Source organism: Streptomyces sp. NPDC037410, assembly GCF_055602235.1.
Window position 1 is genome coordinate 174937 of the sequence record NZ_JBVJWR010000010.1, and the last position, 21229, is coordinate 196165.

The 21229-nt window shown below is 72.5% G+C and carries 19 protein-coding genes and 2 tRNA genes; 6 read left to right on the forward strand and 15 right to left on the reverse strand.

The features are described from left to right. Positions 1–108 precede the first annotated feature (108 nt). The 7 genes from ACZ7HT_RS18965 to pgsA form a co-directional block, all read right to left on the reverse strand. Entirely contained in the window at positions 109–861 is a 753-nt protein-coding gene (locus tag ACZ7HT_RS18965; RefSeq protein WP_471166869.1) for a YebC/PmpR family DNA-binding transcriptional regulator, read from the reverse strand. A 63-nt stretch (positions 862–924) separates the two neighbouring features. Further along, entirely contained in the window at positions 925–1512 is a 588-nt protein-coding gene (gene pdxT, locus ACZ7HT_RS18970) for a pyridoxal 5'-phosphate synthase glutaminase subunit PdxT (RefSeq protein ID WP_471166872.1), read from the reverse strand. A 6-nt stretch (positions 1513–1518) separates the two neighbouring features. Beyond that, a complete protein-coding gene (pdxS, locus tag ACZ7HT_RS18975; RefSeq protein ID WP_184932491.1) occupies positions 1519–2433 on the reverse strand; it encodes a pyridoxal 5'-phosphate synthase lyase subunit PdxS in 915 nt (304 codons plus the stop codon). 114 nt (positions 2434–2547) lie between these two features. Next, the gene (locus ACZ7HT_RS18980; RefSeq protein WP_123450414.1) at positions 2548–3090 is read right to left on the reverse strand and encodes a hypothetical protein; all 543 of its coding nucleotides are present in this window, start codon (positions 3088–3090) and stop codon (positions 2548–2550) included. Positions 3091–3198: 108 nt separating this feature from the next. Beyond that, a complete protein-coding gene (locus ACZ7HT_RS18985) occupies positions 3199–4353 on the reverse strand; it encodes a glycosyltransferase family 4 protein (protein ID WP_471166876.1) in 1155 nt (384 codons plus the stop codon). Further along, positions 4350–5264, reverse strand: coding sequence for a phosphatidylinositol mannoside acyltransferase (locus tag ACZ7HT_RS18990; protein WP_471166879.1), 915 nt, complete (start codon positions 5262–5264; stop codon positions 4350–4352). The genes ACZ7HT_RS18985 and ACZ7HT_RS18990 overlap by 4 nt, the downstream gene beginning before the upstream one ends. Next, positions 5261–5923, reverse strand: coding sequence for a phosphatidylinositol phosphate synthase (pgsA, locus tag ACZ7HT_RS18995; protein ID WP_471166882.1), 663 nt, complete (start codon positions 5921–5923; stop codon positions 5261–5263). Before pgsA ends, ACZ7HT_RS18990 begins: the two co-directional genes overlap by 4 nt. Positions 5924–6226: 303 nt before the next feature. On the opposite strand from pgsA, the gene ACZ7HT_RS19000 reads away from it, so the two are divergent. Then, on the forward strand, positions 6227–8440 hold the full coding sequence (locus tag ACZ7HT_RS19000; protein WP_471166885.1) for an elongation factor G-like protein EF-G2: 2214 nt from the start codon (positions 6227–6229) through the stop codon (positions 8438–8440). 176 nt (positions 8441–8616) lie between these two features. Beyond that, entirely contained in the window at positions 8617–10272 is a 1656-nt protein-coding gene (locus tag ACZ7HT_RS19005) for a hypothetical protein (protein WP_471166888.1), read from the forward strand. A 29-nt stretch (positions 10273–10301) separates the two neighbouring features. On the opposite strand, the gene ACZ7HT_RS19010 is transcribed toward ACZ7HT_RS19005, so the two are convergent. Beyond that, a complete protein-coding gene (locus tag ACZ7HT_RS19010; RefSeq protein ID WP_030692008.1) occupies positions 10302–10865 on the reverse strand; it encodes an HIT family protein in 564 nt (187 codons plus the stop codon). A gap of 65 nt (positions 10866–10930) precedes the next feature. Between ACZ7HT_RS19010 and ACZ7HT_RS19015 the strand changes: the two genes are divergently transcribed. Then, a complete protein-coding gene (locus ACZ7HT_RS19015) occupies positions 10931–11614 on the forward strand; it encodes a potassium channel family protein (protein WP_471166892.1) in 684 nt (227 codons plus the stop codon). A 13-nt stretch (positions 11615–11627) separates the two neighbouring features. On the opposite strand, the gene thrS is transcribed toward ACZ7HT_RS19015, so the two are convergent. The 3 genes from thrS to ACZ7HT_RS19030 all read right to left on the reverse strand — a co-directional run bounded on the left by thrS (position 11628) and on the right by ACZ7HT_RS19030 (position 15665). After that, entirely contained in the window at positions 11628–13604 is a 1977-nt protein-coding gene (thrS, locus tag ACZ7HT_RS19020) for a threonine--tRNA ligase (RefSeq protein ID WP_471166895.1), read from the reverse strand. Between the two features lie 178 nt (positions 13605–13782). After that, complete coding sequence (locus tag ACZ7HT_RS19025) at positions 13783–15099, reverse strand: hypothetical protein (protein ID WP_471166898.1); 1317 nt, start codon at positions 15097–15099, stop codon at positions 13783–13785. Further along, positions 15099–15665 carry a DUF4365 domain-containing protein gene (locus tag ACZ7HT_RS19030; protein ID WP_471166901.1) on the reverse strand — a complete coding sequence of 189 codons (567 nt, stop codon included), beginning with the start codon at positions 15663–15665 and terminating at the stop codon, positions 15099–15101. The genes ACZ7HT_RS19025 and ACZ7HT_RS19030 overlap by 1 nt, the downstream gene beginning before the upstream one ends. 121 nt (positions 15666–15786) lie before the next feature. Here ACZ7HT_RS19030 and ACZ7HT_RS19035 point away from each other — a divergent pair, with 121 nt between their 5' ends. After that, a complete protein-coding gene (locus tag ACZ7HT_RS19035; protein ID WP_471166904.1) occupies positions 15787–16515 on the forward strand; it encodes an exonuclease domain-containing protein in 729 nt (242 codons plus the stop codon). Between the two features lie 56 nt (positions 16516–16571). Here ACZ7HT_RS19035 and ACZ7HT_RS19040 read toward each other — a convergent pair. Both ACZ7HT_RS19040 and ACZ7HT_RS19045 read right to left on the reverse strand, forming a co-directional pair. Continuing rightward, a tRNA-Val gene (locus tag ACZ7HT_RS19040) sits at positions 16572–16643 on the reverse strand. Positions 16644–16682: 39 nt separating this feature from the next. Further along, entirely contained in the window at positions 16683–17129 is a 447-nt protein-coding gene (locus ACZ7HT_RS19045; RefSeq protein ID WP_471166907.1) for an SRPBCC family protein, read from the reverse strand. Positions 17130–17212: 83 nt separating this feature from the next. Between ACZ7HT_RS19045 and ACZ7HT_RS19050 the strand changes: the two genes are divergently transcribed. Next, the gene (locus ACZ7HT_RS19050) at positions 17213–19888 is read left to right on the forward strand and encodes an SCO7613 C-terminal domain-containing membrane protein (RefSeq protein WP_471166910.1); all 2676 of its coding nucleotides are present in this window, start codon (positions 17213–17215) and stop codon (positions 19886–19888) included. Positions 19889–19938: 50 nt separating this feature from the next. Here ACZ7HT_RS19050 and ACZ7HT_RS19055 read toward each other — a convergent pair. Beyond that, positions 19939–20013: transfer RNA gene (locus ACZ7HT_RS19055), tRNA-Val, on the reverse strand. 54 nt (positions 20014–20067) lie between these two features. Continuing rightward, entirely contained in the window at positions 20068–20490 is a 423-nt protein-coding gene (locus tag ACZ7HT_RS19060) for a TIGR02611 family protein (protein ID WP_471166913.1), read from the reverse strand. Positions 20491–20679: 189 nt separating this feature from the next. Between ACZ7HT_RS19060 and ACZ7HT_RS19065 the strand changes: the two genes are divergently transcribed. Next, complete coding sequence (locus tag ACZ7HT_RS19065) at positions 20680–21093, forward strand: SsgA family sporulation/cell division regulator (protein ID WP_015032345.1); 414 nt, start codon at positions 20680–20682, stop codon at positions 21091–21093. Positions 21094–21229: the final 136 nt, after the last annotated feature.

Genomic DNA, 21229 nt, shown 5'->3' on the forward strand with positions numbered 1-21229 from the left:
TCCCCCTCCCCCTCCCCCTCCCCCCCCCCCCCCCCCACACCCCCCCCCACCCCCCCCCTCCCCCCCCCCCCCCCCCCCCCCCCCCCCCGCTGCGTGCGAAGACCGCGATCAGGCGTCGACCTTCTCCATGACCTCGTCGCTGACGTCGAAGTTGGCGAAGACGTTCTGCACGTCGTCGCTGTCCTCCAGGGCGTCGATCAGCTTGAACATCTTGCGCGCGCCCTCCTCGTCGAGCTCGACCTGCATGGTCGGGACGAAGCTGGACTCCGCCGAGTCGTAGTCGATGCCGGCCGTCTGGAGGGCGGTACGGACCGCGACCAGGTCGGTGGCCTCGCTGATGATCTCGAAGGACTCGCCGAGGTCGTTGACCTCCTCGGCGCCGGCCTCGAGCACCGACTCCAGGACGTCGTCCTCGGACAGCTCGCCCTTGGGGAGCACGACGACGCCCTTGCGGTTGAACAGGTACGAGACCGAGCCCGGGTCGGCCATCGAACCGCCGTTGCGGGTCATGGCGACGCGCACGTCGGAGGCGGCACGGTTGCGGTTGTCGGTGAGGCACTCGATGAGCACCGCGACACCGTTCGGGCCGTAGCCCTCGTACATGATCGTGGCGTAGTCGACGCCGCCGGCCTCAAGACCACCGCCGCGCTTGACCGCGGAGTCGATGTTCTTGTTGGGGACCGAGCTCTTCTTCGCCTTCTGGATGGCGTCGAACAGCGTCGGGTTGCCCTCCGGGTCGGCGCCGCCCGTGCGCGCCGCGACCTCGATGTTCTTGATCAGCTTCGCGAAGAGCTTGCCGCGCTTGGCGTCGATCACGGCCTTCTTGTGCTTCGTCGTAGCCCATTTAGAGTGGCCGGACATCTGCCTGTCTCCTTCGCGTAACCAACTTCTTGAACGAACCCCAGAGATCCTACCGGGATCGTGTCACCGTTCCGCGCGCACCATGTCCACGAACAGCTCGTGGATCCGGTGATCGCCGGTGAGCTCGGGGTGGAAGGAGGTCGCGAGGGCCCGGCCCTGCCGGACGGCGACGACGTGGCCGTCGTGCTCGGCGAGCACCTCGACCTGGGCACCGACGGACTCGACCCACGGGGCACGGATGAAGACGCCCTCGACGGGGGTCTCTATTCCCGTGACGGTGACACCGGCCTCGAAGGACTCGTTCTGTCGCCCGAAGGCGTTGCGGCGGACGATCATGTCGATGCCGCCGAAGGTCTCCTGGCCCGAGCGCGGGTCGAGGATCTTGTCGGCGAGCATGATCAGGCCGGCGCAGGTGCCGTACACGGGCATGCCGCCCGCGATCCGCTCGCGCAGCGGCTCCATCAGGCCGAAGAGGGCGGCCAGCTTGGAGATGGTGGTGGACTCACCGCCGGGTATGACCAGGCCGTCGACCTCGGCGAGCTCCTCGGGACGCCGGACCGGCCTGGCCACGGCGTCAGCCGCGGCCAGGGCGATCAGGTGCTCCCGTACGTCGCCCTGGAGGGCCAGGACACCGATTACGGGGGTGCTCATCGGTGCTTACCAGCCCCGGTTCGCGTAGCGCTCGGACTCGGGGAGGGTGTCGCAGTTGATGCCGACCATGGCCTCGCCCAGGTTGCGGGAGGCGTCCGCGATGACCTTCGGGTCGTCGTAGAAGGTCGTGGCCTTCACGATGGCGGCGGCGCGCTTGGCCGGGTCGCCCGACTTGAAGATGCCGGAGCCGACGAAGACGCCCTCGGCGCCGAGCTGGCGCATGAGCGCGGCGTCGGCGGGGGTGGCGACACCACCGGCGGAGAACAGCACGACCGGCAGCTTGCCGAGCTCGGCGACCTCCTTGACGAGCTCGTACGGGGCGCGCAGCTCCTTGGCGGCGGCGAACAGCTCGTTGTTGTCGAAGCCGCGCAGCTTGGCGATCTCGTTCTTGATCTGGCGCAGGTGGCGGACGGCCTCGACGACGTTGCCGGTGCCGGCCTCGCCCTTCGAGCGGATCATGGCCGCGCCCTCGGCGATGCGGCGCAGGGCCTCGCCCAGGTTGGTGGCGCCACAGACGAAGGGGGTCGTGAAGGCCCACTTGTCGGAGTGGTTGATCTCGTCGGCCGGGGTCAGGACCTCGGACTCGTCGATGTAGTCGACGCCGAGGGACTGGAGGACCTGGGCCTCGACGAAGTGGCCGATGCGGGACTTGGCCATGACCGGGATGGAGACCGCGCCGATGATCTCCTCGATCATGTTCGGGTCGGACATGCGGGCGACGCCGCCGTCCTTGCGGATGTCCGCGGGGACCCGCTCCAGGGCCATGACGGCCACGGCGCCGGCGTCCTCGGCGATCTTCGCCTGCTCGGCGTTGACCACGTCCATGATCACGCCGCCCTTGAGCTGCTCGGCCATGCCGCGCTTCACGCGCGCGGTGCCGGTCTCGGGGGACTGGAAGGTGGTGGAAGGCGTGGTGGACACGGATACCTCACTCGTGACAACAGGGGTTGACGACAAGAAGAGGAAACAGGCCACCCTCGGTCCACATCAAGGGCCAATGTGGACCCGGTGGATCGTTTTCCCAGGCTACGAGGGTCAGGCCGGACGATCAGCAAGGGCCGCAGGAGGCTCGTCGTCCATTTCGAAGGCCAGAGGGAACGGCGCGTGGCCCGCGAGCCGGAACCAGCGGACCTTGCGGTGCCGGCGCAGGGCGCGGGCGGCCCGTACGGCGTCGTTGTGGAAACGGCGGGCCATCGGCACCCGGCGGACGGCCTGCGCCAGCTCCCCCGCGGCCTCCTCGCCGCCCGGCGCCTGCCGTACGAGCTCCACCTGCTCGGGCTCGCCGAAGACCGCCCGCAGCGCCTGGCTCAGCTCGCTCTCGGCGACCTCCCGGTGGTCCTCCTCCGCCTGGCGGGCGGCGTGCGCGGCCTCGTACAGCACGATCGAGGCGGCCGGGTCGAGGACGCCGGAGGTGGCGAGCTCCTGGGTGACCGAGGCCCGGCGCAGCAGCTGCGCGTCCAGGGCGGCGCGGGCCGCGTCGATGCGCGTGTGCAGCCGGTCCAGCCGCCCGGCGGTCCAGCTCAGATAGACGCCGATGAGGATCAGCGCGACGACGGTCCAGATCAGGGTTTCGGTCACGGGCGCACAGGCTACCGGGGCGACGGCGGCACACCTTCCCCAAGGTCACGGCCATGGAACCCGCGCCCCGCCCCCAGGCGCGGGTGCAGCCCCTCGCGCGGTCCGGGACTACAAGCCCAGCCGCGCCCGCAGGCCCGGTGGGCGTTCGTCGGTGTCGACCGACGCCGCCCCGTCCGTCACCGTCTCGTACACCGCCAGGATGTCCGCCCCGACCGTCGACCAGTCGAAGCGGCGCACGTGCGCCGAGCCCCGGGCGCTCAGCTCCGCGCGGCGCGGCGCGTCGCCGAGGAGCGCGATCGCCGCGTCCGCGAGCGCGTCGGCGTCCTCGTTGGCGAAGAGCTCGCCCGCCGCGCCCTGGTCGAGGACCTGCGCGAAGGCGTCCAGGTCGGCGGCGAGGACCGGCGCGCCGGCCGACAGCGCCTCGACCAGGATGATGCCGAAGCTCTCGCCGCCGGTGTTGGGCGCCACGTACACGTCGACGCTGCGCAGCAGCCGCGCCTTGTCCTCGTCGCTGACCATGCCGAGGAACTCGACCCGGGAGCGCATCGCGGACGGCAGCGAGGCCACGGCCTCCTCCTCGTCGCCGCGCCCGGCGACGAGGAGCCGGGCGCCGGGCCGCTCCGTGAGGATCTTCGGGAGCGCCCGCATGAGGACGGGCAGGCCCTTGCGCGGCTCGTCGATGCGGCCGATGAAGCCGAGGGTCTCGCCCTGCCACTCCTTCTTCGGTTCGGCGCGGGCGAAGAAGTCGACGTCGACGCCGTTCGGGATGACGACGGCGTCGCCGCCGAGGTGCTCCACCAGCGTCCGGCGCGCGTACTCACTGACGGCGATCCGGGCGCTGATCTTCTCCAGGGCGGGCTGGAGGATCGGGTACGCGGCGATCATGGCCCGCGAGCGGGGGTTCGAGGTGTGGAAGGTGGCCACGATCGGCCCCTGCGCCGCCCAGCAGGTGAGCAACCCCAGGGAGGGCGAGGTCGGCTCGTGGATGTGGACGACGTCGAAGGTGCCGTCGTGCAGCCAGCGGCGGACCCGCGCGGCGGAGAGGAAGCCGAAGCTGAGCCGGGCCACCGAGCCGTTGTACGAGACGGGCACGGCGCGGCCCGCGGAGACGACGTACGGCGGCAGCGGGGTCTCGTCGTCGGCGGGGGCGAGGACGGAGACCTCGTGGCCGAGCCGGACGAGGTGCTCGGCGAGGTCGCGGATGTGGAACTGGACGCCGCCCGGCACGTCCCAGGAGTACGGGCAGACGATCCCGATCTTCACGCGGCCGGCTCCTCCCGCTCCTCCAGGTCCGAGAGCCACAGTCGTTGCAGCATGTGCCAGTCCTCCGGGTGGTCCGCGATGCCCGCGGCGAACGCGTCGGCGAGCGCCTGTGTCATGACGGACGTCTTCTCGGCCCGCGTACCTGACTCGGGCACGTCGACGGGCGGGTGGATCTGGCCCTTCATGACCGCCGTGTCGTCGTACCAGAGCGTCACCGGCAGCAGCAGCGCGCCGGTCTGCTGGGCGAGGATCGCCGGGCCGGCCGGCATCCGCGCGGTGTCCCCGAAGAAGGCGACCTCGGTGCCGGAGGCCGAGAGGTCGCGGTCGGCGACCAGACAGACGAGGCCGCCGGCCCGCAGCCGCCGGGCGAGGGTGCCGAAGGCGGAGCCGCCGGTGTGCGGCAGGACCTCCATGCCGAGGGACTCGCGGTAGGCGACGAACCGGTCGTACAGCGACTCGGGCCTGAGCCGTTCCGCGACCGTGGTGAACGGCACGCCGACCGAGCGGGTCACCCACACGCCCGCGAGGTCCCAGTTGGCCAGGTGCGGCAGCGCGAGGATGACCCCGCGCCCGGAGGCGAGGCCGTCCTCCAGATAGTGGCGGTCCTTGATGTCGATGGACCGCTCGACCCGCTCCTTGCTCCAGGTCGGCAGCCGGAAGGACTCCATCCAGTACCGCATGTACGAGCGCATGCCGGCCTTGGACAGCTCGGCGAGCCGCTCGGGCGTGGCGTCCGGCACCACGCGCGCGAGGTTCGATTCGAGCCGCAGGACGCTCTTGCCGCGCCGCTTCCAGGCGAGGTCGGCGATCCGCCGGCCGAGGCCCGTCGCCACCGGCTCCGGCAGCTTCTTCACGGTCGCCCAGCCGGCGCCGTAAAGACCGTCGCTCAGCCGTTCCCTGAAAGTGCTCACGAGGCCGCCCCGCCGCCCCCGGCCGCGGCGGCGTCCGCCTCGGCCGACTCCCGGCGCACGGTCACGACCCGCTGGCCCAGGGTGACGGCGCTGCCGACGGCCACGATCCACAGGGCGATCGGCAGCAGGACCTCGACGCCGGGCACGCCGAACGTGTGGAGCCCCGCGAGGCCCGCGGCGACCAGGGAGATCACCAGGCGCTCGGCGCGCTCGACGAGGCCGTTCACGGCGACGGGCAGGCCGATCGCTTCGCCTCGTGCCTTGGTGTACGAGACGACCTGGCCGCTGGCCAGGCAGAAGATCGCGACGGCGCACAGGATGTTGTCGTCGCCCGTGCCGGCGTACCAGAGCGCGAAGCCGCCGAAGATCGCGCCGTCGGCGACCCGGTCGAGCGTCGAGTCGAGGAAGGCGCCCCAGCGGCTGGAGATCCCCGCCTGCCGGGCCATGTTGCCGTCGACGAGGTCGGAGAAGACGAACAGGGTGATGACGATCGTGCCCCAGAAGAATTCTCCGCGGGGGAAGAAGACCAGCGCACCGGCCATCACCCCCGCCGTGCCGATGAGCGTGACCGCGTCGGGGCTGACGCCCCGGCGGAGCAGAAACGCGGCGAACGGTGTGAGGACACGCGTGAAAAAGGCACGCGCGTACTTGTTCAGCATGGCCTTCCCGAGGTTCGGTGGGCCGCGCGGCCCCTACGACCACCGGCCCGCCCATCGTATCCACGCGCGTCCCGGCGCACCGGCGGGCACCCGCCCCGCCGCGTCCGCGTCCCTCCGGCGTCCCTCCGGCGTCCCACCGACGGCCCTCCGGGGAGGTGCCGCGTGTACGACGTATGGACGCTTCCTGGCGTCGGTGCAAAGCTCGAAGGACCACCGCGGGCACCGCAGGAGCCGTACCGCGACACACCACTCCCCCGCGCCCGCGTCCCGCCGCACCGTGCGAGCAGTCGGGAGGAACACATCATGGGTGACAAGGCGAAGACCCCCGCCGGAGCCGCCGGCAGGGCTCCTACGGCCGACCGGCCCTCGGCCGTGCGGAACGTGGTGCTGGTCGGCCACAGCGGATCGGGCAAGACGACCCTCGTCGAGGCCCTGGCGCAGACCGCGGGAGCGGTGAACCGGGCCGGGCGGGTCGAGGACGGCGGCACCGTCTCCGACTACGACGAGATCGAGCACCGCCAGCAGCGTTCCGTACAGCTCTCCCTCGTCCCGGTCGGCTGGGACGGATGCAAGATCAATCTCCTCGACACCCCCGGGTACGCCGACTTCGTCGGGGAGCTGCGGGCCGGTCTGCGCGCGGCGGACGCGGCCCTCTTCGTCGTCTCGGCCGCCCAGGAGGCCGACGCCGTCGCCGGCTCCACCCGCATGATCTGGGAGGAGTGCGCCGCCGTCGGCATGCCCCGGGCCATCGTCGTCACCCACCTCGACACGGCCCGCACCGACTTCACCGAGCTCACCGCCGTCTGCGCCGGGCTCTTCGGCCGGGACGACCCCGACGCCGTCCTCCCCCTCTACCTGCCGGTGCGCGGCGCCGAGGGCGCCGACGGGCACGCGCCCGCGACCGGTCTCGTCGGCCTGCTCTCGGAGCGGATCTTCGACTACTCGTCCGGGGTGCGCCGGGAGGAGGCGCCCGACGAGGGGCAGCGGGCGCTCATCGCCGAGGCCCGCGCCCGGCTCATCGAGGGGATCATCGCCGAGAGCGAGGACGAGACCCTCATGGACCGGTATCTCGGCGGCGAGGAGATCGACGTGAAGACCCTCGTCGACGACCTGGAGAAGGCCGTCGCCCGCGGCGCCTTCCATCCGGTGCTCGCGGCCGCCCCCGCCGCCGACGGCGGGACGCAGGGGCTCGGCACCCTCGAACTCCTGGAGCTGATCACCGGCGGCTTCCCCTCCCCCCTGGAGCACGAGGCGCCCTCCGTGACCACCCCCGACGGCCGCTCCCGGCCCGCGCTCACCTGCGACCCGGACGGGCCGCTGGTCGCCGAGGTCGTCAAGACGGCCGCCGACCCCTATGTGGGAAGGATCTCCCTGGTCCGGGTCTTCTCCGGCACCCTGCGCCCCGACGAGACCGTGCACGTCTCCGGTCACGGTCTGGACGGGTCCCGCGACGGCCACGAGCTGCACGAGGCGGACGAGCGGGTCGGCGGGCTCACCTCCCCGTTCGGCAGGCAGCAGCGCCCGCTCGCGGAGTGCATCGCCGGGGACCTCGCCTGTGTCGCCCGACTCGGCCACGCGGAGACCGGCGACACCGTCTCCGCCAAGGACGATCCGCTCCTGATGGAGCCGTGGACCATGCCGGAGCCGCTGCTGCCGCTGGCCGTCCAGGCCCACGGAAAGGCCGACGAGGACCGGCTCTCGCAGGGCCTCGCCCGGCTCGTCGCCGAGGACCCGACGCTGCGGCTCGAACAGAACCAGGACACCCGGCAGGTGGTGCTGTGGTGCCTGGGCGAGGCCCACCAGGAGGTCGCCCTCGACCGGCTGCGCGGCCGGTACGGCGTGCAGGTCGACGCCGTGCCGTACAAGGTGGCGCTGCGCGAGACCTTCGGCGGCGCCTCCTCGGGCCGGGGCCGGCACGTCAAGCAGTCCGGCGGCCACGGCCAGTACGCCATCTGCGAGATCGACGTGGAGCCGCTGCCGCCGGGCAGCGGCATCGAGTTCGTCGACAAGGTGGTCGGCGGGGCCGTGCCGCGCCAGTTCGTCCCGTCCGTCGAGAAGGGCGTACGGGCGCAGGCGGCGCGCGGGCTCGCCACCGGCCATCCGCTGGTCGACATCCGGGTCACGCTGCGGGACGGCAAGGCCCACTCGGTGGACTCCTCCGACGCCGCCTTCCAGACCGCTGGGGCCCTCGCCCTGCGCGAGGCGGCCGCCGACGTGCCCGTCCACCTCCTCGAACCGGTCGCCCAGGTGGAGGTCCTCGTCCCCGACGAGTACGTCGGCCCGGTCATGAGCGACCTGTCGGGGCGGCGCGGCCGGGTCGTCGGCACCGACCAGGCCGGTCCCGGACGGACCGTGGTCAGGGCAGAGGTGCCGGAGATCGAGATCGGGCGGTACGCGATCGACCTGCGCGCGATCTCGCACGGCACCGGCCGGTTCGACCGCACGTACGCCCGGCACGAGCCGATGCCGCCGCACCTGGCGGAGAAGATCCGTGAACAGGCCGAAAAGGGCTCATAGTTGACGGAATGACAGGGGGCCATGTCCGCCCGGCGCTTGCCGGGCGGACGTCATTCGGCCGACGATATCCACAGGCCGTGACGCATCCGGCCGTACCCGGTTACGCTGTGGTGCCCAGCTCAGAAGGTGTGCGGGGCACGGCAGTTGGGAACAGCCCGCACAGATACTCGCGCGCGATGGGGGCGGCAGTGGCGATCGACGGTTTCGGACCCGGGGCTCAGATCCCCCTCCAGAACTCGGGAGGCGGTACGGGCGCGACGAACGCGCTCGCGTCCGCCGCGTACCGGGACAGCCCTCTGAAGACCATCCAGGAAGCCGACAACGACCTCTACAAGACCACGGTCAAGGAGGGGAAGTGGGGGCTCTTCAGCCCCGACCTCGGCGAGGCCTTCTCCCGGGCGGTCCAGGTCCGCATGCTCGGGGGTGCCCGCAAGGCCCTGATCCAGTCCTTCGGTGCCGAGCCGCAGCCGGTCGTCGAGCACTGCCTGGCCGCCACCCACCTGCGCAGACAGCGCGACATCAAGCTGACCCTGGTCACCTTCTTCTGCGGCGTCCTCTTCCTGCCCGGCCTGCTGCTCTGGCTCGGCGTCATCCAGCTGCGCCGCCTCGTCGCCGGCGCCGACAACAAGCGCCACAGCGCCATCGGCACCGGCCTCCTGTGGATCGCCGGGATCTTCGCGGCGCTCGTCCTGATCAAGCTGCCCTTCGACGGGATCCTGCCGAACTACCTGCGCGCGATGGTCGTCGCCCCGGTCGTCGGCTGGTACCTCGCGGGCCGGATCTGCCTGAACGCCGCCGTCGACCTGCGCGAGCGCTGGTCGGGCCTGCTCGGCGGCGGCGGGGTCGGCCCCCACGTCCCCAAGTCCGTCCCCCAGGACCCGGGCGAGAAGTCGGCGGAGGCCCTCCGGGTCAACCTGGAGAAGCTCTCGGCGGAGCAGCAGTCCAACATCGTCTTCTACGCGGGCCCGAAGGGGATCCTCGGTCTGGGCACCCGCTGGGGCAGCTGGTCGCTCGCCGAGCAGCTGGAGCCCCAGCCCGGCCGCGAGCTCCACGCGTTCCGCGCCTGGGACGTCGTCCGGAAGATCCACGACGAGCTGGCGCTCCTGGAGCGCGGCTCGCTGAAGACCGGCTTCCCCAAGCCGACCGTCAAGCACTGGATCGTCTCCCCGGTCGGCGAGGGCGCCGACGAGGTCACCCGCCCCGAGGGCGACAACATCGTCCACTACCAGGTGAAGCCGCACGAGATACAGCGCATCTGCAACGAGCAGCAGTTCGGGGCGGGCAACCGTCACTACCTCGGCGTGCAGTTCACGCTCTACGACGGAAACCTCGTCCTCACCATGATGGTCACCGTCACCTCGCTCCACCACACGCTCCGGATCGAGGTCACCGGCCATGCGCTCGGGCCCGTCCACGGCCTCTTCACCACGAAGCCGAAGGCGAAGACCAAGGAGGTCGCCAAGACCGTCCGCTTCTGGGAGACGAAGGAGATCCAGCAGCCCCTCCTCGGGACCAACGACATCGTGCGCCTCGCCGTGCGCGCGCCGCTCACCTGGTACCCGCCGGTCCTGGACTTCCTCGGCGGCAAGATGACCCTGCCCGAGCCGTTCGGCCTGCGGCACGTCTGGGCCGGGCCGCTCTGGAAGAACCGCTTCATGTCCGACGACGCCATCCGCATGGCCACGCCCGTGCTCCGCGCCGTGCACGCCGCGACCATCAAGGTGCTCGACGAGCACAACGTGGACACGGAGCGCTTCACCAACCGCTCGCTCGTCCTCAGCGGCGGCATCCAGGACCCGGGTCCGAAGAAGGCCGACGTCTACGAGGCCTGACCCGGGTCTCCCACGGACGCGTCAGCCGGTCAGAGCGTGGCCGGCCAGGCGTCGGCCAGCATCTTCCGGGTGTCGGCGAGCAGCTGGGGCAGCACCTTGGTGTGCCCGACGACCGGCATGAAGTTGGTGTCCCCGCCCCAGCGGGGCACCACGTGCTGGTGCAGGTGCGCGGCGATGCCGGCGCCCGCGACGGCGCCCTGGTTCATGCCGATGTTGAAGCCGTGCGCCCCGGACGCCGCCCGCAGCGCGACCATCGCCCGCTTGGTGAAGGCGGCGAGCTCGACCGTCTCCGCCTCGTCGAGGTCGGTGTAGTCGGCGACGTGGCGGTACGGGACGACCATCAGGTGACCGCCGTTGTACGGGTAGAGGTTGAGCACCGCGTACACACCCTGGCCGCGCGCGATCACCAGGCCGTCCTCGTCCGACTTCGACGGGATCACGCAGAACGGACAGCCGTCCTCGGACCCCGGCCCGGTCGGCTTGTTCTCGCCCTGGATGTACGCCATCCGGTGAGGCGTCCACAGGCGCTGGAACGCGTCCTGCGTCCCCACTCCGATCTGCTGCTCCGGCTCAGTCGTCATGCTGAGCAGCATATTGCGTCGTCCGTTCGGAACGTGTCGCCGGGGCGGAAGATCCATGCAGCGGCCATGCTGATCCGATGAGAGACAGGCCGCTGATCCCGCCCGCGCAGGAACGCTGGGATCGCTGGATGGAGACCCCGCTGACGGTGACGGCCCTGGTCTTCCTCGCCGCCTACGCGCTGCGGATCCTGGGGCACGGTCTGTCCGGGGCCCTGCGCGACCTGTGTCTCGCGCTGACCTTTGCCGGCTGGGCGATCTTCCTCGTGGACTTCGTCGTACGCGTCAGGCTGAGCGGTCTCGGCCTGCTCCGCTTCGTGCGCCACCACTTCCTCGACACGGTGGTGGTGATCCTTCCGCTGCTGCGCCCGCTGCGGATGGTGAGCGTCTACGACCGGGTGCAGCGCCGCCGTGACAAGCCCCGGCTCACGCTCTACGCCCGGGTCATGGCGTACGCGGGAATGACGGCGAGCCTGCTCGGCTTCGCGGGGGCGCTGACCGTCTACCACTTCGAGTACACCGCCCCGGGCGCGACGATCCGCACCTTCGGGGACGCCGTCTGGTGGGCGTGCGCGACCCTGGCGACGGTGGGCTACGGCGACGTGACCCCGGTGACACCGATGGGCCGCCTCACGGCCGTGGGCATGATGGGCGTCGGTCTCGCCCTGCTCGGCGCGGTGACGGGTTCGTTCTCGTCCTGGCTGATCCAGGCGTTCACCCGGGACGACGAGAGGCCCCCGGGGGGTTCCCCGGGGGCCTCCTGAACCGCTCAGCTCATCAGACCTGGACGCGGTCCTCGACGACCTTGGCGAGCTTGGCGATCGCCTCGTCGACGGGGATGCCGTTCTCCTGCGAACCGTCGCGGTAGCGGAAGGAGACGGCGCCGGCGGCCATGTCCTCGTCACCCGCGATGATCATGAACGGGACCTTCTGCTTCTGCGCGTTCCGGATCTTCTTCTGCATCCGGTCCGAGGAGGAGTCGACCTCGACCCGCAGGCCCTGCTTCTTCGCCTTCGCGGCGAACTCGTGCAGGTAGTCGACGTGCGCGTCACCGATCGGGATGCCGGTCGCCTGGACCGGGGCCAGCCACGGCGGCATCGCGCCCGCGTAGTGCTCCAGGAGCACGGCGAAGAAGCGCTCGATCGAGCCGAACAGCGCGCGGTGGATCATGACCGGGCGCTGCTTGGTGCCGTCCGGCGCGGTGTACTCCAGGTCGAAGCGCTCCGGCAGGTTGAAGTCGAGCTGCACGGTCGACATCTGCCAGGTGCGGCCGATGGCGTCCCGCGCCTGCACGGAGATCTTCGGGCCGTAGAACGCGGCGCCGCCCGGGTCGGGGGTCAGCGGGAGGCCCTGCTTCTCGGCGACCTGCTGGAGGACCGCGGTGGCCTCCTCCCACACCTCGTCGGAGCCGACGAACTTCTCCGGGTCCTTGGTCGACAGCTCCAGGTAGAAGTCGTTCAGACCGTAGTCGCGGAGCAGGTTCAGGACGAAGGTGAGGGTCTTGTCGAGCTCCTCCGCCATCTGCTCGCGGGTGCAGTAGATGTGCGCGTCGTCCTGGGTGAAGCCACGGGCGCGGGTCAGACCGTGGACGACGCCCGACTTCTCGTACCGGTACACGGTGCCGAACTCGAACAGGCGCAGCGGCAGCTCACGGTAGGAGCGCCCGCGCGCGTCGAAGATCAGGTTGTGCATCGGGCAGTTCATGGGCTTGAGGTAGTAGTCCACGCCCTCGTCGAGCTGCATGGGGGGGTACATGCCCTCGGCGTACCAGTCCAGGTGGCCGGACTTCTCGAACAGCTTGCCCTTGGTGGCGTGCGGCGAGTAGACGAACTCGTAGCCCTCCTCCTCGTGGCGCTTGCGCGAGTAGTCCTCCATGACCCGGCGGATGATGCCGCCCTTGGGGTGGAAGACCGCGAGGCCGGAGCCGATCTCGTCCGGGACGGAGAAGAGGTCGAGCTCGTTGCCCAGCTTGCGGTGGTCGCGCTTCTCGGCCTCGGCGAGGAAGTCGAGGTGCGCCTTCAGCTCGTCCTTCGACGGCCAGGCGGTGCCGTAGATGCGCTGGAGCATGGGGTTCTTCTCGCTGCCGCGCCAGTAGGCGGCCGCGTTGCGCATCAGCTTGAACGCCGGGATGTTCCGGGTGGTCGGCAGGTGCGGACCACGGCAGAGGTCCTTCCAGCACAGCTCGCCGGTCTTGGCGTCGAGGTTGTCGTAGATGGTCAGCTCGCCGCCGCCCACCTCGACGTTCGCGCCGTCGTCGGTCGACGCGGCGCCCTTGATGCCGATGAGCTCCAGCTTGTACGGTTCGTCCGCCAGCTCCTCGCGGGCGGCCTCGTCGGTCACCACGCGGCGGGCGAAGCGCTGGCCGCGCTTCTGGATCTCCTGCATCTTCTTCTCGATGACCTTGAGGTCCTCGGGAGTGAAGGGCTTCTCGACGTCGAAGTCGTAGTAGAAGCCGTCCCGGACCGGCGGGCCGATGCCCAGCTTGGCCTCGGGAAAGAGCTCCTGCACGGCCTGGGCCATGACGTGCGCGGTCGAGTGGCGCAGGATGTCGAGACCGTCCGGGGAGGAGATCTCGACGCCCTCGACGACATCGCCGTCGCGGAGCTCGTACGACAGGTCTTTCAGCTCGCCGCCCACGCGGGCGGCGATGACGGTGCGGTCGTCGGCGAACAGGGCGCCGGCGGTGGTGCCCGCGCTCACCGCCCTCTCCTCTGCCTCCGAGGCGGACTGGACGGTCACACGGACATCAGACACGGGTACTCCATACATAGGGGCGCAGGCAGACACGAGGTGCCGGCGCCGGCGACGCGCGGCAGAGACGAGGTGCCGCGTCGTCACCGATCTTACCGAGCGGTCGCCACTGCCCGCGAAACGGTTTCCCCGGCAGGCGGTGCGCCCCGTTCCCCGGCAGGCGGCGCGCCCCGCCCCTCCCTCACTCCTCGTCGTCCGGCCCGCACGCCTCCTCGAAGAAGTCGAGGTTCTCGTGCAGGGACTTCAGCAGCCGGTCCCGTTCCGTCTCGTCGACCTGGACGGGGACGACCCCGGAGGCGTCGGTGAGGCGGCGGAAGCCGCCGCGGCTCTCCAGGCGGCCCACCACCCGGATCGGGAGGCCGACGAGGTGGGCGTGGCCGGCCGTGCGGTACGCCTCCTCGTCGAGGGCGACCCGGACGTGCGGCACCTCCGCGCCGCCGAGCACCCGGAGCCGTACGATCCCCTCGCCGCGCGGCCCGGAGCGGCGCATGCGGACGACGGCGCCGGTGAGCCGGACCGGCACGGAGGGCTCGTCGGTCAGGTAGCGGGCGCTCGCCTCCCGCAGCGCGGGCAGGTCACCGGGCGAGAACTCGACCGGTTCGGGCCGGGCCGCGCACCCCGCGGGCGCGCCGGCGGCCGGCGCCCACTCCAGGGCGACGCGGGCGCCCTCGGTGCCCCGGACGAGGGCGACGAGCGCCTCCGTGAGCTCCCGGCTCACGCCCGCCTCGACGGCGGCGTCGAAGGCCTCCGTGCCGCCGGTGGCCCGCTGGTAGTCGACGGCCTCACGGGCCGCGTACAGCGCGTGGTAGAGCCGGACGGCGATCGGGCGGCCCGGTTCGACCGGCAGGAAGGCGGTCAGGCCGCGGCCGCCGGGCGCCGCGCCGACGACGACGGTCTCCAGGGAGGCCTGGGCGGCCCTGCGGTGCCGGGCGCCGTGGTAGCCGGCCCGGCCGCGCACGGCGAGGGCGCCGGCCAGGAGGAGCTGGCGGGCGGCGGACCTGAGCTGCTCCTGCACGGTCCAGGGGACGGTGCCGGCCGGGCCCGGGGGCACGTCGCGCCACCAGCGGATCTCGTCGCTGGGCACGGAGAGGCCGGTGAGGACCTCGCGGGCGGAGGGCGTGGCGCTGCGGGCGAGGGCGGTGAGCGCCTCGCCGAGCAGGTCCTCGCAGTCCGGGAAGGCGCGGCTCTCCGGGACGAGGAGGCTCGTGCCGGTGCCGCTGCCGGGCGGGGTCCAGCGGCTGTAGCGGCCGACGGCGCCGCCGCGCCGCCGCCAGCCGTGCCGGGCGAGGAGCGCGCCGAGGACCCGCGGGTCGACCCTGCCCGGATCGGGTGCGCCCTGCGTGTCGGCCCAGGGACCGATGGGCGGGGCGGGGATGCCGGTCCAGGGTCCGGGGGTCTCGCCGGGCGCCGGATGGGGCCGGTAGGGCGGGGGGACGGGGCCGCGCCCGGCCCCGTCCCCCTCGTCTCCGAACCCTCGTTCGTCGATCGGTCGGTGCATCAAGGTCTCCCTCCCACGCCGACCCGGGTCATGATCTCGCAGAGCGCCCGGTCGTCGAAGATCCGCGTCGTCGGGATGCGCACGGTGGTCCGGCGCCGTCCCGTGACCGGGTGTCCGGCCAGGTTGGTCCAGTAGCAGCAGTGCCGCAGGTCGAGCCGGTCGTGGCTCGCTCTCAGCCAGTCCTCGGGCGCCCTCGGGACGAGCATCACGACCAGGATCTTGTGGACGGACACCGGTGTCCGGGCGAGTTTCACCAGGTGGTCGTTGTCGAGAGTGAACGAGAACGTGCTGCCCGGGGGGCGCGGCGGTATCTGGTAGGTGCACTTGAGCTGCACCTTGATGGTCACTTCGTCGTCGACGGTGTGCCCGGGAGCGCTGTGGCTCACGTGCCAGTCGATGCCGTTGTCCGGAAAGGGCTGGGACAGCGAGCAGCCGGCCGCGGCGGCGACGGCGTGCAGGTATCCCACCTGAAGGGTCTCCATGCAGGCGGTGGTGGCGAGTGAGCCGCGCGTCGGTGCCACCCGCTGGGGCGGCAGCCCTCCCGACTCGGGCTGGGCGAGCGCCATGTCGTCTTCCTTCCCCGTCCCTTGTGTTGTGACCGGTCCGCGTACGACGCAAACAGTCCGGGTATCACCGTTTCGGGGCAGGGGGTTGGCCATCTGCCGCACGTGTGCAGGGAGTTCGGGGATGTCGATGCACTGGTACGAAGGGCCCCTGGCCGCTTTCGACACGGAGACCACAGGAGTTGACGTCGAGGAGGACCGGATCGTCTCGGCCGCCCTCGTCGTCCAGGACACGGAGGGGGCGCGTCCGCGGGTGACGCGCTGGCTGGTCAACCCCGGCATACCGGTGCCGGAGGGGGCGACGGCCGTCCACGGCCTGACGGACGATCACCTCCAGCGGAACGGCCGGTGGCCGGCGCCGGTGATGGAGGAGCTGGCGCGGGCGCTGGCCGACCAGTCGGCGGCGGGGCGGCCGCTGGTGGTGATGAACGCGCCGTTCGACCTGACGATCCTGGACCGCGAGCTGCGCCGGCACCGGGCTTCGTCGCTGGGGAACTACACGGCGGGCAGCCCCCTGACGGTGCTCGACCCGCGGGTCCTGGACAAGCACCTGGACCGCTACCGGAAGGGCCGCAGGACGTTGACGGACCTGTGCGCCCACTACGAGGTCGAGCTGACGGGCGCGCACGACGCGGCGGCGGACGCGACGGCGGCGATGGATGTCGTACGGGCGGTGGCGCGGCGCTTCTCGTCCCGTCTGGAGCGGCTGACGCCGGGCGAGCTCCACACGCTCCAGGCGGTGTGGCACGCGGCGCAGGCGCGGGGGCTGCAGGCCTGGTTCACCCGGCAGGGGACGCCGGAGACGGTGGACCCGGCGTGGCCGCTGCGACCGGAGCTGAGCACGGCGGCGTGATCGGCTCCGGAGACGGCTGAGGCCGGTCCGTCTTTCGACGGACCGGCCTCTCCCGGTGGGCGATACTGGGATCGAACCAGTGACCCCTTCGGTGTGAACGAAGTGCTCTCCCGCTGAGCTAATCGCCCGGGAACGGGTTGAACCATACAGGCCTTCGCGCCCTTCGTTCAAACCGCGCGCAGCTGAGCCGCGAGGCCGCGCCGTCCGCCCCGCATCATCAGGGCGTGATTGGCGCGGAAGACGGGCCTCCCGGGGACGGCCAGGGCCCGCAGGAGCCGGGCGCGGACCTCGACCTCCTGCTCGTACAGCGCGCGGGTGCCGGTCCCTTCCGGGGCGAGGGTCCAGCGGGCCCATCCCTCCAGGTCCCCGCCGAGGCCGATCTCCAGGACGCGGGCGGCCGGGTCGTGGCGCAGGGCCCGGGCGGTGACGACGAGGTCGTACGGGAGGAGGGAGCGGAAGCGGGCGGTCCCGGTGGTCTCGTCGAGGGGCACGACCTCACGGACCTGGGGCCACCAGCGCGGGTACTCCTCGGCGCGTTCGAGGACCGCGTAGACGGCCTCGGGCGGGGCGGCGAGCCGCCATACACAGCGGAAGCGGTACCGGCACCAGTCCATGCCCCCAGTGTGGACGTACTCAGACGGGAATCTGAGTACCGGGACGCATTCCCGCCGGCTGCGGCCGGAGCCACACTCCGGGTATGGACAACTCCCTGCCGCCCGCGGACGAGCTGGTGCTCGTCGACCGCGAGCTGGCGCAACTCGACTCCCGCCGGTCCCAGTTGCTGGCGCGCCGCGCCTGGCTGGTCCAGGTGCTGTACCCGCCGGTCGCGGCGGCCCCGCTCCACCCGCGCACGCCGCTCGCGGACTCGACGCCGCGCAGCGCGCAGAACGTCCTGCTCACGCTCGGCGGGACGCTGCTGACGATCGCGGCGGTCGCCTTCACCCTGGTGAGCTGGGGCTCGATGGGGATCGGCGCCCGCGCGACGGTGCTGGCCGTGGTGACCGGTGCCGCGCTGGCGGCGCCGGTGGCGCTGCTGCGCAAGGGCCTGCTGTCGACGGCCGAGTCGGTGGGGGCGCTCGGCCTGGTCCTGACGGTTCTCGACGCGTACGCGCTGCACCGGGTGGCGCTGCCGGAGACGGACGCCCTGGGGTACACGGCCGTGGCGTCGGCGGTCCTCGCGGGCGCCTGGACGGGGTACGGCTCGGCGCTGTCCCGGCTGCGGCTCCCCCGGCCGGTGGCCGTGGTCGCGGCCCAGCTGCCGCTGCCGCTGGGTGTGCTCGCGGCGGGCGGCGGGTCGACGGCGCTCGCGTGGGCGGCGCTCGTGACGGCGACGGCGGACGCGGCGGTCGTGCTGTGGACCCGCCCGGTGGCGGTCCGGATCGCGGCGGGCGCGGCGGCGACGGCTCTGGGCGGCTGGGCCCTCCTGACGGGCGGCCGGCTCTCCCTCGTCTCCCCGTGGAGCGGCGCCGCGCTGCTCCTGGCGGGCGCGGCGATCACCCTGTACGCGGCCTGGCGCGCGCCCGCCGTCGCGACGGCGGCCTCGGCGATCACGGGCCTGGCCACCCTGGCGGCCACCGGCGGCCTCCTCCGCACGGCCCTCCCCACGGACTGGTCGGTCCCGGGCTACGTCCTGTGCGCCCTGGCCCTGACGACGGTCTGGCGCCTGGGCGGCACGACGACGCCCGTCTCGGCGGGCGCGGAGCCGGGCCCGGCGGGCACGGCCGACACGGGGGCCGCGGCCGGCGGAGAGTCCGGCCCGGCCGCCCCGGCGGGCACGGGGTTCGGACCGGCGATCCCTCTCGGTACGGGATCCGGCCCGGCCGCGCCGGTCGGTGACCGTGGGCGGCTGCCGCGCGGGATCCGGCTCGGCCTTGCCGGCGCGGGTGCCGGGGTCGCGGCGCTCGGGGTCGTGTGGGCGCTGCCGCCCGCGGTGGTGGGGCTTCTCGGGCCGGCGGCCCGGACGACGGAGGTCTGGTCCGGCGAGCACGCCGCACGTGAGCTGACCTCCTACCCGGCGACGGCGGTCCTGGTCCTGGCGGCGGCGGTGGCCGCACTCGCGGTCGTCCCCCGCCTCTGGGCCCGGTGCGGGGCCCTGGCCCTCGTCTGGGCGCTGCTCACCGCGCTCCCCGTCTCCCTCGACCTGCCGTACGCGGCGACGCTCGCCCTTCAGCTGCTGACGACGGCGGCCGCCCTGTGGACCGCGGTCCGCCCGGGCCCGCTGACGCGCGGCCTGCGCGCGGCCACCACAGCGGTGGGTCGCCCCGGCGTCCGGGCCACGGCGAAGGCCGACGGCCCCGGGGAGACCGGACCGGTCACGACGGAGGCACCCGCCGCGCCCCAGGGCTTCGGGCCCGCCACCCCCTGGCCCGCATGGGCGCCCTCCGTGCCCCGGGCGCAGGCCCCGCAGCCCGGGACCGTCCTCGGGTGGACGGCGTACGCCGGCGGGCTCGCGTCCGCCATGAGCGCGGTCGCCCTCGCGCTGGACGTGCGGACGGCCACCTTCGCCGCGCTCGGCGTGGTCCTCGCGCTCCTCGCGGGCGTCGCGGTGCTCGGCACGGACGCGCGCCGGGTGGTCTCGGCCACCGGTGCCGTGCTCGCGGCGACGGGGCTCGTCTTCGCGGTGGCGGCCGCCGGCCGGTTCGAGGACCAGTGGACGGCGCTCGCGCTGCTGCTCGTCCCGGCGGCGACCGCCGCCATCGGGGCCCGTGCGCCGCGGCCGGTGGCCCTGGCGGTCGAGATCACGGGCGGGGCCGTGGGGCTGCTCGCCCTGGGGATCGCCGCGTCCCGCCCCGCGTTCCTCGCGCTGGCGCTGGCCCTCGGCGGCGTGATCGCGGCGGCGAAGGCCGTCCGGCCCGAGCGGCGGCGGTTCGCCTCGTGGACGGCGGCGGTGCTGTTCCTGCTCGCCACGTGGGTACGGCTCGCGGTCTGGGACGTGACGACCCCGGAGGCGTACACGCTCCCGGTGACCGTGCCCGCGCTGGTCGTCGGGTTCCTGCGGCGGCGCCGGGACCCGGAGGCCTCGTCCTGGACGGCGTACGGCCCGGGGCTCGCGGTGACGCTGCTGCCGAGCCTGGCGGCGGCCTGGACGGATCCGGAGTGGGCGCGCCCGCTGGCCCTGGGGGTCGCGGCGCTCGCGGTGACGCTGCTCGGGGCCCGCTTCCGGCTCCAGGCGCTCCTGGTGCTCGGCGGGACGGTGCTCGCCCTGGACGGGCTGCACGAGCTGGCGCCGTACGTGGTGCAGGCGGTGGGCGCGCTGCCGCGCTGGCTGCCGCCGGCCCTCGCGGGTCTCGTGCTGCTCGCGGTGGGTGCCACGTACGAGCAGCGGCTGCGGGACGCCCGGAGGCTGCGGGAGCGGCTCGCGCGGATGCGGTGAGACGCCGAAGGCCCGGAGACGGTGTTCCGTCTCCGGGCCTTCGGGCCGGGTGGTGGGCGATACTGGGATCGAACCAGTGACCCCTTCGGTGTGAACGAAGTGCTCTCCCGCTGAGCTAATCGCCCCGGCGCACCGCAAACATTACCGCATGTCAGCGGTGCTTCCGAACCATCGGAAGGTCACTCGTCGATCTTCCACGGCATGACGAAGCCGAACTTCCAGAAGTAGACGGCGAGCAGCGCGGCGACGATCACCAGACCGACGGTGGTGAGGATGATGTTCCGGCGGCGGACCTTGGGGTCGAGGGCGCGCTGGGCGGCCTCCGTGACCTTGCGCTTGGTCCAGCGGAGCACGAGCTGCGCCCAGACGAACTCGGTCGCCCAGATCGCCATGCCTCCGAAGATGACCAGCCAGCCCGGCCCCGGGAGCGGCAGCATCACCACTCCGGCGCCGACCACGGCCAGTCCCACGATGAAGACGCCGACCTGCCAGCTCAGGTGCAGCCCTCGCCGCGACTTGATGAACTCCGGTGCACGGGATCCCAGTCCGGCTTCCTGGCCGTCCGCGGATTCCCCGGCGCGCTCGTCACTCTCCGCATTCATGCCCCCAACCTACCGGACCGGGAGCCCCCACCGGAATGGCGGTATTACCGCAGGTCACACGCACCCATCCGAGCTACCTGAACGATCACAAAACCGACAGAGGGGTTTACAACGCCACCGGAGGTGGCATGTCGATTTCGCCGACGTGCGAATCCCCGAGCGCACACTGAGCGAAAGGCCCTGGCGCTTATGAACACCACGGTCAGCTGCGAGCTGCACCTGCGCCTCGTTGTGTCGAGCGAGTCCTCACTGCCTGTACCCGCGGGCCTGCGGTATGACACGGCCGATCCGTATGCCGTGCACGCCACCTTCCACACCGGAGCCGAGGAGACTGTCGAATGGGTCTTCGCCCGCGACCTTCTCGCCGAGGGGCTGCACCGGCCCACCGGCACGGGCGACGTCCGCGTCTGGCCGTCCCGTAGTCACGGTCAGGGAGTCGTCTGCATCGCGTTGAGCTCCCCCGAGGGAGAAGCCCTGCTCGAGGCCCCGGCGAGGGCCCTGGAGTCGTTCCTGAAGAGGACCGACGCCGCCGTGCCACCGGGCACCGAGCACCGGCACTTCGATCTCGATACGGAGCTCTCCCACATCCTGGCCGACAGCTGAGCCAGGCCGAGAGCCGCACGGCGCCGTCCGACTCGGGGAGACGGCGCCTCGCAGCCAGTCACATAGGCACGAGATCCGGCGCTCCCACCGCGCAGCCGGCGCGGTGGAGGGCGCCGGTGTCGTTTTCCGGGGCGCG

Excerpts from the sequence above, each read along its gene's own strand:
- ACZ7HT_RS19025 (WP_471166898.1), bottom strand. The coding sequence starts at position 15,099 with ATGCACCGACCGATCGACGAACGAGGGTTCGGAGACGAGGGGGACGGG.
- ACZ7HT_RS18965 (WP_471166869.1), bottom strand. The coding sequence starts at position 861 with ATGTCCGGCCACTCTAAATGGGCTACGACGAAGCACAAGAAGGCCGTG.
- ACZ7HT_RS19030 (WP_471166901.1), bottom strand. The coding sequence starts at position 15,665 with ATGGCGCTCGCCCAGCCCGAGTCGGGAGGGCTGCCGCCCCAGCGGGTG.
- ACZ7HT_RS19065 (WP_015032345.1), top strand. The coding sequence starts at position 20,680 with ATGAACACCACGGTCAGCTGCGAGCTGCACCTGCGCCTCGTTGTGTCG.
- ACZ7HT_RS19045 (WP_471166907.1), bottom strand. The coding sequence starts at position 17,129 with ATGGACTGGTGCCGGTACCGCTTCCGCTGTGTATGGCGGCTCGCCGCC.
- ACZ7HT_RS19050 (WP_471166910.1), top strand. The coding sequence starts at position 17,213 with ATGGACAACTCCCTGCCGCCCGCGGACGAGCTGGTGCTCGTCGACCGC.
- ACZ7HT_RS19015 (WP_471166892.1), top strand. The coding sequence starts at position 10,931 with ATGAGAGACAGGCCGCTGATCCCGCCCGCGCAGGAACGCTGGGATCGC.
- ACZ7HT_RS19005 (WP_471166888.1), top strand. The coding sequence starts at position 8,617 with ATGGGGGCGGCAGTGGCGATCGACGGTTTCGGACCCGGGGCTCAGATC.
- ACZ7HT_RS19010 (WP_030692008.1), bottom strand. The coding sequence starts at position 10,865 with ATGCTGCTCAGCATGACGACTGAGCCGGAGCAGCAGATCGGAGTGGGG.
- pdxT (WP_471166872.1), bottom strand. The coding sequence starts at position 1,512 with ATGAGCACCCCCGTAATCGGTGTCCTGGCCCTCCAGGGCGACGTACGG.
- ACZ7HT_RS19035 (WP_471166904.1), top strand. The coding sequence starts at position 15,787 with ATGTCGATGCACTGGTACGAAGGGCCCCTGGCCGCTTTCGACACGGAG.
- ACZ7HT_RS19060 (WP_471166913.1), bottom strand. The coding sequence starts at position 20,490 with ATGAATGCGGAGAGTGACGAGCGCGCCGGGGAATCCGCGGACGGCCAG.
- pgsA (WP_471166882.1), bottom strand. The coding sequence starts at position 5,923 with ATGCTGAACAAGTACGCGCGTGCCTTTTTCACGCGTGTCCTCACACCG.
- ACZ7HT_RS19000 (WP_471166885.1), top strand. The coding sequence starts at position 6,227 with ATGGGTGACAAGGCGAAGACCCCCGCCGGAGCCGCCGGCAGGGCTCCT.